Annotated in this window: 13 protein-coding genes and 1 tRNA gene; 8 read left to right on the top strand and 6 right to left on the bottom strand. The window is 66.3% G+C overall.

Annotated features, from left to right (window positions below; genetic code table 11):
• Window positions 1-48 precede the first annotated feature (48 nt).
• Window positions 49-282: a hypothetical protein gene (locus AC6LJW_RS28790; RefSeq protein ID WP_008161006.1), complete on the bottom strand. Its 234-nt coding sequence runs from the start codon at window positions 280-282 to the stop codon at window positions 49-51.
• Between the two features lie 121 nt (window positions 283-403).
• On the bottom strand, window positions 404-1,252 hold the full coding sequence (locus AC6LJW_RS28785; RefSeq protein ID WP_056564855.1) for an NAD(P)H-hydrate dehydratase: 849 nt from the start codon (window positions 1,250-1,252) through the stop codon (window positions 404-406).
• Window positions 1,253-1,371: 119 nt separating this feature from the next.
• Between AC6LJW_RS28785 and AC6LJW_RS28780 the strand changes: the two genes are divergently transcribed.
• Window positions 1,372-2,205, top strand: a complete 834-nt coding sequence (locus AC6LJW_RS28780) for an enoyl-CoA hydratase/isomerase family protein (RefSeq protein ID WP_056564852.1) — start codon at window positions 1,372-1,374, stop codon at window positions 2,203-2,205.
• Between the two features lie 4 nt (window positions 2,206-2,209).
• Here the strand turns inward: AC6LJW_RS28780 and AC6LJW_RS28775 are convergent, their stop codons facing one another.
• Both AC6LJW_RS28775 and AC6LJW_RS28770 read right to left on the bottom strand, forming a co-directional pair.
• Window positions 2,210-2,947, bottom strand: coding sequence for an enoyl-CoA hydratase-related protein (locus AC6LJW_RS28775; protein ID WP_286938749.1), 738 nt, complete (start codon window positions 2,945-2,947; stop codon window positions 2,210-2,212).
• On the bottom strand, window positions 2,944-3,915 hold the full coding sequence (locus tag AC6LJW_RS28770; protein WP_056564846.1) for an NAD(P)H-dependent flavin oxidoreductase: 972 nt from the start codon (window positions 3,913-3,915) through the stop codon (window positions 2,944-2,946). Before AC6LJW_RS28770 ends, AC6LJW_RS28775 begins: the two co-directional genes overlap by 4 nt.
• Window positions 3,916-4,071: 156 nt before the next feature.
• Between AC6LJW_RS28770 and AC6LJW_RS28765 the strand changes: the two genes are divergently transcribed.
• From AC6LJW_RS28765 to AC6LJW_RS28750, 4 genes are all read left to right on the top strand, one after another.
• On the top strand, window positions 4,072-4,695 hold the full coding sequence (locus AC6LJW_RS28765) for a TetR/AcrR family transcriptional regulator (RefSeq protein ID WP_056564843.1): 624 nt from the start codon (window positions 4,072-4,074) through the stop codon (window positions 4,693-4,695).
• 53 nt (window positions 4,696-4,748) lie between these two features.
• Window positions 4,749-5,897: an acyl-CoA dehydrogenase family protein gene (locus AC6LJW_RS28760; RefSeq protein ID WP_056564840.1), complete on the top strand. Its 1,149-nt coding sequence runs from the start codon at window positions 4,749-4,751 to the stop codon at window positions 5,895-5,897.
• A gap of 178 nt (window positions 5,898-6,075) precedes the next feature.
• Window positions 6,076-7,305 carry a CaiB/BaiF CoA transferase family protein gene (locus AC6LJW_RS28755; RefSeq protein WP_427986222.1) on the top strand — a complete coding sequence of 410 codons (1,230 nt, stop codon included), beginning with the start codon at window positions 6,076-6,078 and terminating at the stop codon, window positions 7,303-7,305.
• An 88-nt stretch (window positions 7,306-7,393) separates the two neighbouring features.
• Window positions 7,394-8,917, top strand: coding sequence for a 3-hydroxyacyl-CoA dehydrogenase (locus AC6LJW_RS28750; protein ID WP_056564831.1), 1,524 nt, complete (start codon window positions 7,394-7,396; stop codon window positions 8,915-8,917).
• 246 nt (window positions 8,918-9,163) lie between these two features.
• Here AC6LJW_RS28750 and AC6LJW_RS28745 read toward each other — a convergent pair whose 3' ends face one another.
• Window positions 9,164-10,078, bottom strand: coding sequence for a c-type cytochrome (locus AC6LJW_RS28745; RefSeq protein ID WP_498088907.1), 915 nt, complete (start codon window positions 10,076-10,078; stop codon window positions 9,164-9,166).
• Between the two features lie 231 nt (window positions 10,079-10,309).
• Here AC6LJW_RS28745 and AC6LJW_RS28740 point away from each other — a divergent pair.
• Both AC6LJW_RS28740 and AC6LJW_RS28735 read left to right on the top strand, forming a co-directional pair.
• Window positions 10,310-10,384 (top strand) — tRNA-Arg (locus AC6LJW_RS28740).
• A gap of 165 nt (window positions 10,385-10,549) precedes the next feature.
• Window positions 10,550-11,533, top strand: coding sequence for a LysR family transcriptional regulator (locus tag AC6LJW_RS28735; protein ID WP_498088906.1), 984 nt, complete (start codon window positions 10,550-10,552; stop codon window positions 11,531-11,533).
• 7 nt (window positions 11,534-11,540) lie between these two features.
• On the opposite strand, the gene AC6LJW_RS28730 is transcribed toward AC6LJW_RS28735, so the two are convergent.
• Window positions 11,541-12,008: a Rid family hydrolase gene (locus AC6LJW_RS28730; RefSeq protein WP_498088905.1), complete on the bottom strand. Its 468-nt coding sequence runs from the start codon at window positions 12,006-12,008 to the stop codon at window positions 11,541-11,543.
• Between the two features lie 285 nt (window positions 12,009-12,293).
• Here AC6LJW_RS28730 and AC6LJW_RS28725 point away from each other — a divergent pair.
• Window positions 12,294-12,616: hypothetical protein (locus AC6LJW_RS28725; RefSeq protein ID WP_498088904.1), on the top strand; the 323-nt coding region annotated here is incomplete at its 3' end.

The following is a 12,616-nucleotide window of genomic DNA, read 5'->3' as shown; positions in this document are numbered from 1 at the left end:
GGCTGATTCGCGGGAGATCGGTCGCGATTCAGCCTGGCGCGGCTGTTATTACCACTGCGATCCGGAGAAGCGCGAGCTGGCGGCGCGAGCCTTGTTCATCGATTCGTTCACTTCGTCGATGAAGGCAAAGACGGCGGCAACAGCGGCTGCTACGGATTGACCAGCCTTCTTCAGGCTGGTCAGCGGGTGAGAATTCGGTTGGTTTTCGAGAGCGCCGCGGAGCAGGTCACGCTCCAGCGCGTCGGTCAGGCGGGCAGTGTTGTTCAGGGTCAGTTCGCTCATGGTTTGGCTCCAGTCCGTTTCGTCATGGGGTAAACCATTATAGGGATAACCCTAGGACAATAGCAATGCTCTTTTTAGGGAAAACCCTAGTATGTTGTAAAAATGTTTGCGGGACATGGACTTAGCCCTGGTTGCGCAGGGCGCGGGCGGCGTCGGCAAGCTCGCCGGCCGTCAGGCCGATGGGGCCGACCCCCTGGGCGACGAGGGCATCGGCGGCGGCGCCGTGCAGCCAGATAGCGCCGAGCACCGCTTGGTCCAGCGGTAGCTTCTGGGCGATCAGGCCCCCCAGCATGCCGGCCAATACGTCCCCGGTTCCGGCAGTCGCCAGGCCCGGATTGCCGGTGGTGTTGATGTGCAGGCCGCCGTCCGGGGCGCACACCACCGTGCCGGCGCCCTTAAGCACCACCCACGCCTGAAAGCGCTGCGCCAGTTGCCGGGCGGCGGCGGGGCGGTCGCGCTGGATGGCGTCCGTGCCGACACCCAGCAGGCGGGCGGCTTCCGCCGGGTGCGGGGTCAGCACGACGGGGCCCGCGCCCCAAGTGGGACGGATTTCGCCGCGGGCGAGCAGGTTCAGGCCGTCGGCGTCCAGGACCAGCGGCGCGTGCCGCCGCAGGACGAACAATTCGGACAGGGCGTTGGCGGGAAGCGCGCCAGTGCCGATCCCGCAGCCGGCGACCCAGGCGGTCACGCCCCAGTCCTCTTCCAGCAGCGAGCGGAAGTCGCGCAGCATCAGTTCGGGCTGCAACGGGTCGCAGGGCAGGGGCAGCGTTTCCTGCACGAAACCCACCAGCACCTTGCCGGCGCCGGTCTTCAGGGCGGCGCGGGCGGCGAGCAGGGCCGCGCCCGTCATGCCGGGACCGCCGCCCACCACGCCCACGGTGCCGAAGCTGCCTTTGTGCGAGTCGTCTGCGCGAGGCGCGAACAGGGCGGGCAGCGCGGCGCGGTCAATGGGAACGGCGGGGGTGTTCATGGGGTGAGGCTCCGGGGGGAAATCGTCATGGCGGGTCGGCCGTATCCACTATAGTGCGCAAAAACGCGGCCGCCTTGGGGCGGGGCGCGAACAACCAAAGACGAGACCCGGAGCAGACAATGACCGACATCACGCTGGAACACTATTCGGCCTACGAATCCCTGAAGCTGCGCCGCCACCCGGGCGGCGTGCTGGAACTGATCATGGGCGCCAAGGGCGGCGTGCCGGGCAAGCTGTCCACGGCCGACGACCGGATGCACCGGGAACTGGCCGACATCTGGCGCGACATCGATACCGATCCGGACACGCGGGTCGTGGTGATCCGCGGCGAGGGCAAGGGCTTCTCCGGCGGCGGCGATCTGGATCTGGTGCAGCAGATGGCGGACGACTTCGACGTGCGCACCCGCGTCTGGCGCGAGGCGCGCGACCTGGTCTACAACATCATCAATTGCAGCAAGCCGATCGTGTCGGCCATGCACGGCGCGGCGGTGGGGGCGGGGCTGGTGGCCGGCCTGCTGGCCGACATCTCGATCGCGGCGCGCGACGCGCGGATCATCGACGGCCACACCCGGCTGGGCGTCACGGCGGGCGACCATGCCGCCATCGTCTGGCCGCTGCTGTGCGGCATGGCCAAGGCGAAGTACTACCTGATGCTGTGCGAGACGGTGTCGGGCGAGGAAGCCGAACGCATCGGCCTGGTGTCGCTGTGCGTGGACGAGGCCGAGCTGATCGCCAAGGCGTTCGAGGTGGCCAACAAGCTGGCGGCCGGATCGCAGACGGCGATCCGCTGGACCAAGTATTCGCTGAACAATTGGCTGCGCATGGCCGGACCGACCTTCGACACGTCGCTGGCGCTGGAATTCATGGGCTTTGGCGGCCCGGACGTGCGCGAGGGCATCAATTCCCTGCGCGAACGCCGGGCGCCGAACTTCCGGCCCGACTCGCCGTTCTGACGCGTTATTTCTTGAAGAACTTGGCGAATGCCGCCTGCGCCTCTTCGGTCTGCAGGCGGGCGCGGAACTGCTGGGCTTCGTAGTCCAGCGTCTCCTGGATGGCCTGGCGGTCCGCCCGCTTCATCATGGCCTTGGTCAGGCGCAGGGCGGCCGGCGGCTGGCGCGCCAGGTCGGCGGCGGTGGCCTGTGCTGCGGCGATCGCCTGCCCCTTGGGCGTGACCGACGTAGCCAGGCCGGCGTCCTCCGCCTCCTGGGCGGAAAACGCCTTGCCCTGCATCAGCCATTGCGCTGCCCGCCGTCCCACCAGGCGCGGCATCAGCAGGCTGGACGCGCCTTCCGGACACAGCCCCAGGGCGACAAACGGCATGCGCAAGGTCGCGCCTTCCCCGATGTGGACAAAATCGCAATGCTGCAGCAGCGTCACGCCGATGCCGATGGCGTAGCCCTCGACCGCGGCGATGACCGGCACGTCGGCCGTGGTCAGCGCGCGCAGGAACGTCAGCCCGGCGCTGTCGCCCGCTCCGCGTTCGGCCTGAAAGTCGCGCAGGTCGTTGCCCGCCGTGAAGTGTTCGCCCGCGCCCGTCAGGATGACGGCCGACACCGCCACGTCCGCGCTGGCCAGCGAAATCTGCTCGGTCAGCGCGGCATAGGTGGCGGTGTCGAGCGCATTGCGGCGATCCTGGCGGTCGATCGTCAGCGTGAGGACGGCGCCATCCCGCGCCACCTTCAGGCCGGCGCTCATGCGTGCGGTCCCGCGGCCAGGCGGGCCTTTGCCTCGGCGTATTCATGCCGCAGCGTGTCGACGATCTTGCTGGTGGGTTCGACGCTAGCGATGCCGCCCACGCCCTGGCCGGCGCCCCAGATGTCCTTCCAGGGCTTGACTCGGGTGGTCCCGAAATTGGACGCGCCGGTGTCCGGCGCGGGCAGGTTGGCCGGATCCAGGCCCGCGGCGGCGATGCTGGCTTTCAGATAGTTGCCCGGAATGCCGGTGAAGAAGGGCGTGTACAGGATGTCCGACGCGCTGGCCTCGACGATCGCGGACTTGTAGCCGTCGCTGGCGTTGGCTTCCTCGCTGGCGATGAAGCGCGTGCCCATGTAGGCGAAGTCCGCGCCCATGGCTTGCGCGGCCAGGATGTGCGCGCCCGAGGTGATGGCGCCCGACAGGATCAGGGGGCCGTCGTAGAAGCGGCGCACCTCGGAAATCAGCGCGAAGGGGCTGAGCGTGCCGGCATGGCCGCCCGCGCCCGCGCACACCAGAATCAGGCCATCGACGCCGGCTTCCAGCGCCTTTTCGGCGTGGCGGATCGTGGTGACGTCATGGAAGACCTTGCCGCCCCAGTCGTGCACGCCCTTCACCAGGTCGCCGGGGGCGCGCAGGCTGGTGATGATGAGCGGCACCCGGTGGCTGGCGCACACGGCCAGGTCCTGCTCCAGGCGGTCGTTGGACTGGTGGATGATCTGGTTGACGGCGAACGGCGCGACGCGGGCGCCGGGATTGGCCTCGCGGTATGACGCCAGGCCGGCCTGCACTTCATCGAGCCAGTCGGTCAGGAGCGTCTGCGGGCGCGCATTCAGCGCGGGAAATGACCCCACGATGCCGCTCGTGCACTGGGCGATGACCAGCTTGGGATTGGAGACGATGAACATCGGGGCGCTGATGACCGGCAGGGACATCTGGCCATACAAATCAGTCACGAGGGGATGGGGCATGGGGCGTCGTCTCGTCCTAGGTTTTTGGAGTATATTAATTACCTACCGACCGTCCGGTAATTAATTAATCTTTATTTAACGGCATGCGCGGAAGGGCTGTCAATTGCGGTTCGCCAGAACCCGTCGGCCCCCGCGCGGCCCCTGCCAAAGGCGTCCATGGGCATCACCCCCCAACCCGTTCAGAAACGTGCCCGCGCGGGCCGGCCGCCCACTCTGGCCGCCCCGCGCGAACGCATTCTGGAAGAAGCCGCCAAGCTGTTCGCGCGCAGCGGTTACGACGGCAGCTCGATTTCCGACCTGGCCGGCGCCATCGGTGTGTCCAAGGCGGCCATCTATCACTATTACCCCACCAAGCAGGACATCTACGACGCCATCATCCTCGAGGTGCTGGAGGGCCTGACGCACACCGTCGGCCGCGATGTGGCCGGCGCCGAGGGCGGGGCGGCCCGCCTGCGCGCCTTCATGGTGGGGCATGCCCGGTATTTCGAGCAGCACCACGCCCAGTTCGTGACGATGCTGATCGGCTATTCCGGCATGGCGCTTTCCGAGCGCGACGATGCGGCCCGCCTGCGCGACAACTACGAAAAGCAGTTGCGCGAGGTCATCGCGCAGGGCGTTGCCGACGGCGCGTTCCGTCCGCTGGATGTGGCCGCCACCGGCCGCGCCGTGCTGTCGATGCTGAACTGGATGGTGCGCTGGTACAAGCCAGGCCAGGGCGACAGCGCCGAGTCCATCGCCGACGGCTATTTCGATCTGCTGGTGGGCGGCATGCGCGCCTGAGCCCGCCGCCACACCCATTCCCCGACCTGTATCCGCTCAAAGAGACTTCCATCATGGCCCTCGACACCGAAACCCTGAACCTCCTGATCGACGCCGTCCGCCGCTTCGTCCACGAACGCCTGATTCCCGCCGAGGACGAACTGGCCGCCAGCGGCGAAGTGCCGCCGGACATCGTCAACGAAATGCGTGACCTGGGCCTGTTCGGCCTGTCCATCTCGCCGGACTTCGGCGGCTTGGGCCTGACGATGGAAGAAGAGGTCCGCGTGGTTTTTGAACTGGGCCAGACCTCGCCCGCCTTCCGCTCGCTGGCCGGCACCAATATCGGCATCGGCTCGCAGGCCATCGTCCTGGCCGGCACCGACGAACAGCGCGCCAACTACCTGCCCAGGCTGGCCAGCGGCGAGCTCATCGGGTCCTTCGCGCTGACCGAGCCTGATGCCGGTTCCGACGCCATGGCGCTGCGCCTGTCCGCCGAGCGTGATGGCGACTTCTATGTGCTGAACGGCACCAAGCGCTACATCACCAACGCGCCCATCGCCGGCCTGTTCTCCGTGATGGCGCGCACCGCGCCTGAGCGCCGCGCCAATTCGATCTCGTGCTTCCTGGTCGAAGCCGGCACGCCGGGCCTCATCATCGGCAAGCCGGACAAGAAGATGGGCCAGGCCGGCGCGCTGACCAGCGACGTCGTGTTCGACAACTGCCGCGTGCCTGCCAGCGCGCTGCTGGGCGGGGAAGAGGGCAACGGCTTCCGGACCTCCATGCGCGTGCTGGACAAGGGCCGCCTGCATATTTCCGCGCTGTGCGTCGGCATCGCTGACCGCCTGCTGCGCGACGCCGTGAAGTACGCCACCGAGCGCAAGCAGTTCGGCCAACCCATCGCCGAATTCCAGCTCATCCAGGCGATGATCGCCGACAGCCAGGCCGAGCTCTACGCGGCCCGCTGCATGGTGTTGGACGCTGCCCGCATGCGCGACCGCGGCGAAAACACCACCATGCAGGCCGCCTGCTGCAAGCTCTTCTCCACCGAAATGGTGGGCCGCGTCGCCGACCGCGCGGTGCAGATCCACGGCGGCGCGGGCTACATGTCCGAGTACGCGGTGGAGCGCTTCTACCGCGACGTGCGCCTGTTCCGCATCTTTGAAGGCACCTCGCAGATCCAGCAACTGGTGATCGCGCGCGAGACCATCAAGGCGCATTCCTGATCTTTCCGCCGCCAGAGGTCCGGCCAACGCGTTCGAGAGGCTAATATCCAGTCTGACGAATGTTGATCGGAAGGCGGCCCCGGCGGGCCGCCTTCTGGCATGACGGAATCCCAGTCCGCCCGGCGCTTGCTCGCGGGGCCGGAAGTTCTCATTTCCCTTTCTAGCGAAAAGATTACCGATGTCGCAACGTCCCGCTCCCCTCACCGGCATACGCGTGCTGGATCTGACCCGCGTGCTGGCGGGTCCCTGGTGCACCCAGAACCTGGCCGACCTCGGCGCCGAGGTGATCAAGATCGAACGGCCCGGCTCGGGCGACGACACGCGCGCCTGGGGCCCTCCGTACCTGAAGGACGAAGCGGGCCACGACACCACCGAAGCCGCGTACTACCTGTCGGCCAACCGCAACAAGATGTCGGTGGCGCTGGACATCGCGTCGCCGCGCGGCGCGGAGCTGGTGCGCGAGCTGGCGCTGCAAAGCGACATCCTGGTGGAAAACTTTAAGGTCGGCGGGCTTTCCAAGTACGGCCTGGACTACGAGAGCCTGAAGGAACTGAACCCGCGCTTGATCTACTGCTCGATCACGGGTTTCGGCCAGACCGGCCCGTACGCCAGCCGTCCCGGCTATGACTTCATGATCCAGGGCATGGGCGGCCTGATGAGCATCACGGGCGAGCGCGACGACCTGCCCGGCGGCGGTCCGCAAAAGGCCGGCGTGGCCGTGGCCGACCTGATGACCGGCATGTATTCCACCGTGGGCATCCTGGCCGCGCTGCACGAGCGCGCGCGCAGCGGCCTGGGCCAGCACATCGACATGGCGCTGCTGGATTGCCAGGTCGCCATGATGGCCAATCAGAACCTGAACTTCATGACCTCCGGCGTGGCCCCTCGCCGCGCCGGCAACGCGCACCAGAACCTGGTTCCCTACCAGGTGTTCGCGGCCAGCGACGGTCACCTCATCGTGGCGGTGGGCAACGACAGTCAGTTCCGCAACTACTGCGGCGCCATCGGCCTGCCCGAGCTGTCCGCTGACCCGCGTTTTGCCACCAATCCGCAGCGCGTGAAGAACCGCGAGGAACTGGTGCCGCTGCTGGCCGAACGCATGGCCACCGGCGAGCGCGACCACTGGCTTGCCGCGCTGGAAGGCGTGGGCGTGCCGGCCGGTCCCATCAACACGCTGGACCAGGTCTACGAAGACCCCCACGTCCTGGCCCGCAACATGAAGCGCGAGCTGCCCCATCCGGCTGCCGGCACCGTGCCCGTGGCCGCCAGCCCGCTGAAGTTTTCCGGCAGTCCGGTCGAGTACCGCCGCGCGCCGCCCATGCTGGGCGAGCACACCGAACAGGTCCTGTCCGAAAAGCTGGGGCTGTCGGCCGAAGAAATCCAGGCGCTGGCCCAGAGCCGGTCCTGACGCGCGCGCGAGGCGGCCTGGCCGCCTTCTGCGCATGCCGCGCCGCGCCAGGCGCACGATTCATTCCAATACAGGCAGGAGATAGTTGATGACGGAGATTCAAACCATCGGCGTCGTGGGCGCCGGGGCCATGGGGCGCGGCATCGCGCAGATCGCGGCGCAGGCCGGCCTGCGCGTGCGTCTGTACGACACCAGCACCGACGCCATCGCGGCCGCGCGCGAATCCTTGCGCCAGACTTGGGAGAAGCTGGCCCAGAAGGGCAAGCTGACGGCGGCCGACGCGCAAGCTGCCCTTGAACGCGTCGAATCGGCCACCGCCCTGACCGACATGGCGAACTGCCAGCTCGTGGTCGAGGCCATCGTCGAGAGGCTGGACGTCAAGCGGGACCTTTTCGCGGCGCTGGAAGGCGTGGTTGCCGACGACTGCATCCTGGCGTCCAACACCTCGTCCCTGTCCATCACCGCCATCGCGGCCGCCTGCAAGCGGCCCCAACGCGTGGCCGGCTATCACTTCTTCAATCCGGTTGCGCTGATGAAGGTGGTTGAAGTCATCGACGGCCTGCGCAGCGCGCCGGAAGTGGGCGACGCCCTGGCCGAGCTGGCCCGCCGCATGGGCCACACGCCCGTGCGCGCCAAGGACATGCCCGGCTTTATCGTCAACCACGCCGGCCGCGGCATGAATACCGAAGGCCTGCGCGTGGCGCAGGAGGCCGTGGCCACCTTCGCCCAGGTCGATGCCGTGATGCGCGAGCAGGCCGGCTTTCGCATGGGACCGTTCGAACTGCTGGACCTGACCGCGCTCGACGTCTCGCATCCGGTGATGGAATCCATCTACCGCCAATTCTTCGACGAGCCGCGCTTCCGCCCGTCGCCGATCACCACCGTGCGCCTGGCGGGCGGGCTGATCGGCCGCAAGGCGGGTGAAGGCTTCTACGTCTATGCCGACGGCCAGAAGCAGGTGCCGGCCGAAGCGGCAGCGCCCGCGCTGCCCGAAGGCCTGAAAGTCTGGGTCAGCCCAAAGCACGGCGAAGGCTACGCCCGCGCGTCCGCACTGGTTGAAAAGCTGGGCGGCACGCTGGTCACAGGCTCCACGCCCGACGCCGATGCGCTGATCCTGGTCACGCCGTTCGGCGAAGACGTGTCCACCAGCGTCTCGGCGCAAGGCCTGAACGCGGGCCGCACGGTCGGCCTGGATACGCTGTATGCGTTCGACGGCGCGAAGCGCCGCACGATCATGGTCTCGCCCGCCACCGAGGACAAGTGGCGCGACGCCGCCCATGCACTGCTGGCCGCCGATGGCGTGCCCGTCACGGTGATCGAGGATTCGCCTGGCTTCATCGCGCAGCGCATCGTGGCGCACATCGTGAACATCGCCTGCGACATCGCGCAGCAGAAGATCGCCACGCCGGAAGACATCGACCTGGCCGTGACGCTGGGCCTGGGCTATCCCGCGGGCCCGCTGGCCCTGGGCGACAAGCTGGGCGCCGACCGCATCCTGGAAATCCTGAAGAGCATGCAGCGCGTCACGGGCGACACCCGTTACCGTCCGAGCCTGTGGCTGCAACGCCGCGTTCAACTGGGCATGTCGCTGCTGAAGTCGACGGCGGACTGATCGCTGAACGGCAAGGTGTCTGACACCCAGGCGAGATGGCCGTCAATGTGCGGCGGTGTCTCAACGGGTGTCAGACACCTTTTCAACAACGGCAAGGTGTCTGACACCCAGGCGAGATGGTCGTCAATGTGCGCCGGTGTCTCAACGGGTGTCAGACACCATTTCAACGTATGAAGAAGTTGCGGCCACAAAAAAGCCCCTTGAATCATCAATGGGCTTTTTGTTGCCTGTCTTGCCGGCGGGGTATTACTTGGCGGCGTCCACCATGTATTGGACGGCGGCGCGGATGTCATCTTCGGAGGCGTTGGCGGCGCCGCCCTTGGGAGGCATTGCGCCCTTGCCCGTCATGGCTACCTTCACCATGGCGTCCATGCCGGTCTTGATGTAGGGCTCCCAGGCGGCCTTGTCGCCGAACTTGGGCGCATTGGCGACACCCGTGGCGTGGCACGCGAAACAGGCCGTCTTGTAGAGCTTTTCGCCGGCCGGATTGACCGCGGCAGCCTGTTGGGCGGGGGCCGGGGCAGCGGGTGCGGCAGCGGCAGGTGCTGCGGCAGCCGGTGCTGCGGCAGCCGGCGCTGCTGCGGCCGGTGCAGCGGCTTGGGGGGCGGGCGCGGCTGCGGCTTCGCCTTCCTTCTTGGCGCCTTCTTCAGCGGGGGCCGCGGGTTCCGGCAGCGAGGCGCCGGACTTGTTGGCCATGTACACCACGGCGCGCGCGACTTCGTAGTCGGACAGGGCCGGGTTGCCGCCCTTGGCGGGCATGCCGCCCTTGCCGTGCAGCGCGACTTTCATCATCTCGTCGTAGCCAGCCTTGATGAAGGGCGCCCACGCGGCGTTGTCGCCCAGCTTGGGTGCGCCAGCCACGCCGGCGGTGTGACAGGCCGTACAGACGGTGGCAAAGACCTGTTCGCCGGTCTTGAAGACCTTGGGCGCGTTGGCGTCGACCAGTTCGAATCCCGCAACGGGTGCGATCCGCCGGGCGACGGCCTCGCCGGACAAAGCGTCCGAGCCGGCGCCGGTCTTGGTGCCGGTGACCACCATGTTCACCAGAAGGATGATGATGGCGATGGGAACCACGAAAGCCAGGACGATCGTGACGATCAGTTGCTTCGGGGTCTTGATGGGGGAGGAGTGCTCTTCTATGTGTTCCTGCTCGTTGCTCATGACCAAATCCTGCTAACGGGTACCGGGGGCGCCTGGCGGCGGCAACAGAAAATCAGAACTGCACAAGTCGGCGGCAACTCACGCCCGCCTGCAAGCAAACGCTGGATTATATAACGGTGTCATGGACGATCGTCCAATGAGAAAGGACGGGTTTTCGATGAGTTTGCCGGAGGATTTGATCCAGTTCATGCAGAACGCGCAAAACTGGGTACAATACCGCCTCCTTGCGCTGCGCCCGTAGTTCAATGGATAGAATGAGAGTTTCCGAAGCTCTTGATACAGGTTCGATTCCTGTCGGGCGCGCCAACTGATTAAAGCTGTGCGTTGTTCCGGGCCCTTTTTGGGCCCTTTTTTGTTTTCGCTAATACTGTGGATAGAAAGGCGTGGGCGCAAACCCGTGGCAAAAATCGCGCGGGCAGGATCGCCGGCGATCCTCATTAATCCGCTGCGAAAGAACATCCGCCAATCATCGTGCAGTCCAAACCCGCCAAAACTCAGACGCACGCCGATAGCCCCTCCGCCGGACAGGGCGACGCGCCGCAACAGTTGTCGTGGGATGACCTGCGCATCATCAAGACGCTGAGCGACTGCGGCAATCGGTCGATTGCGGCCGAGAAGCTGGGCATCAATGCCTCCACGGTGTCGCGCCGCGTGGCGCACGCCGAAGCCGCGCTGGGCGTCGCCTTGTTCGACCGGCGGCACGCGGGCTACAAGCTGACGCCTGAAGGCATGGAACTGCGTGCGCTGAGCGAGCGCGTCGAGCTTGATGTCGTCAGCGTGGCCCGACGCATTTCAGGCGCCGCGCACGATCCGCAGGGCACGCTTCGCGTCGCCACCAGCGATTCGCTTCTCTTGTATTTCCTGACCCCGATCATTGCCGATTTCAGGGCAGAGCATCCTTCGTTGACTATCGAGGTGCTGGTTGGCAACGACACGCTGGATCTTGCGCGCGACGAATCGGACATCGCCCTTAGGGCAACGCGGCGGCCGCCTGAGAGCTGGGTGGGGCGTAGATTGGCCGGCATCGCGTGGGCGCCTTATGGGGCCGCCCGGCAATTTCGCCGCAAGGCGCCCGCTGCGGATCGCCTTTACGAGCTGGATTGGGTGTCCTACGCGGGCGGGCTGTCCGGGCTCAAGGCCGCGCACTATCTTGACACCCGCGTGGCACCATCCCGCATTGCATACCGCTCGGACTCGGTTGCCGCCGTCAGCGCGGGGATCTCGGCCGGCCTGGGCATGGGTTACCTGCCCTGCATGCTGGGTGACACGATGGCCGATGTGGTGCGCGTCGGCCCCGTCGTGCCCGAGCTTCAGGATGAGCTTTGGCTGCTCACGCATCCAGACATCCGCGGATCCCGCCGCGTTCAGGCCTTCATGCGCTTTTGCGCAGCGGCCGTGGCCAAGCAGAAGGCGTTGATCGAGGGCCGCCTGGCCCTCCACCCCGCCAAGCCATAACGTCTGGTCAGCCGGCATCCTTGGGACGCAGGATGGCCTTGCAAGCGATCTCGATCAATTGCGGGGGCATCGCCAGACGTGATACGCCGATCAGGTTGCTGGCCACTTGCGGACGGTCGGTGCCGTAGGCCGCCTTGCGCACCTTGCCCGCGGCGGCAAAGGCCGCATCCACGTCCAGCACGTACAGCGTTTCTTCCACGACGTTATCCAGCGTGGCGCCAAACTTGCCGAGCAGCACCGCCAGGTTTTCGTAGGTCGCGCGCATCTGCGCTTCCATTGTGGAAAAGTCGCGCGGCTTGCCTTGCTCGTCCAGTTCGGCCGGCGCGATCAGGTTGCCGTCCGGGTCATGGTTGAGCTGGCCGGACACATAGATTTCGCTGCCCACCTGCACTGCCTGCGCATAGCCATAGGCGTCCTCCCACGGCACGCCCCAATAGGCGGTTTTCTTTTCGAGCGAGTTCGATTGGGTCGTCATGGCTTTTTCCTGGAGGGTGTGGAAATGAAGTTCGGTGATCGGAAGGCTCCAGCGTAACCGTGGCATGACATTCCGGTAGCGCAATATTGCGCCATCAAGATGCAAATTTGCGCTTTGATCGTGGCAGGAATGACGACACGATTGCCGCCGAAAACCTCTCCGGGGCGGCTGGCACGTTATTGAATCCCGCGCAATCGAGACTGGTCGGATTCCGAAGCGGCCGTTGATTCTTATGAAAGTGGTCGCGCCATCGGAGTAAACGTGCTCTGGGTAAGTCTGGGGAGCTTGAACACAATCGATCACACCGACGCAAATGGGGAAGCCGAGCGTGACCCCAACACCCAGGAAGATCGATTGATGCACGAGGATTCCCGCGCGGCACTGCGCCACGCAGACTCAACGCTGTTTCGCTATGCCAGAACCACCGCGATCAAGCTGAGCCTTGGCTTGCTGCTGCTTTCCTTCAACGTGTCGCACCATCCCGATGCCTTGGGCGCGGTCGTGGGCGTGTCGGGGGCCGGCGGTCTTGGCGGCGCACCCAATGGGGGGCGCGGCGGCGACGGTGCAAACGGCCACGCTGCCCTGGACCTGACGACGTCATACACGAC

The sequence above is a fragment of the Achromobacter sp. 1012554356 genome (genome assembly GCF_059760815.1).
The sequence above is the reverse complement of the archived record's forward strand: the minus strand, read 5'-3'. Positions and strand labels throughout refer to the sequence as shown.

Excerpts from the sequence above, each read along its gene's own strand:
- AC6LJW_RS28790 (WP_008161006.1), bottom strand. The coding sequence starts at position 282 with ATGAGCGAACTGACCCTGAACAACACTGCCCGCCTGACCGACGCGCTG.
- AC6LJW_RS28785 (WP_056564855.1), bottom strand. The coding sequence starts at position 1,252 with ATGAACACCCCCGCCGTTCCCATTGACCGCGCCGCGCTGCCCGCCCTG.
- AC6LJW_RS28780 (WP_056564852.1), top strand. The coding sequence starts at position 1,372 with ATGACCGACATCACGCTGGAACACTATTCGGCCTACGAATCCCTGAAG.
- AC6LJW_RS28775 (WP_286938749.1), bottom strand. The coding sequence starts at position 2,947 with ATGAGCGCCGGCCTGAAGGTGGCGCGGGATGGCGCCGTCCTCACGCTG.
- AC6LJW_RS28770 (WP_056564846.1), bottom strand. The coding sequence starts at position 3,915 with ATGCCCCATCCCCTCGTGACTGATTTGTATGGCCAGATGTCCCTGCCG.
- AC6LJW_RS28765 (WP_056564843.1), top strand. The coding sequence starts at position 4,072 with ATGGGCATCACCCCCCAACCCGTTCAGAAACGTGCCCGCGCGGGCCGG.
- AC6LJW_RS28760 (WP_056564840.1), top strand. The coding sequence starts at position 4,749 with ATGGCCCTCGACACCGAAACCCTGAACCTCCTGATCGACGCCGTCCGC.
- AC6LJW_RS28755 (WP_427986222.1), top strand. The coding sequence starts at position 6,076 with ATGTCGCAACGTCCCGCTCCCCTCACCGGCATACGCGTGCTGGATCTG.
- AC6LJW_RS28750 (WP_056564831.1), top strand. The coding sequence starts at position 7,394 with ATGACGGAGATTCAAACCATCGGCGTCGTGGGCGCCGGGGCCATGGGG.
- AC6LJW_RS28745 (WP_498088907.1), bottom strand. The coding sequence starts at position 10,078 with ATGAGCAACGAGCAGGAACACATAGAAGAGCACTCCTCCCCCATCAAG.
- AC6LJW_RS28730 (WP_498088905.1), bottom strand. The coding sequence starts at position 12,008 with ATGACGACCCAATCGAACTCGCTCGAAAAGAAAACCGCCTATTGGGGC.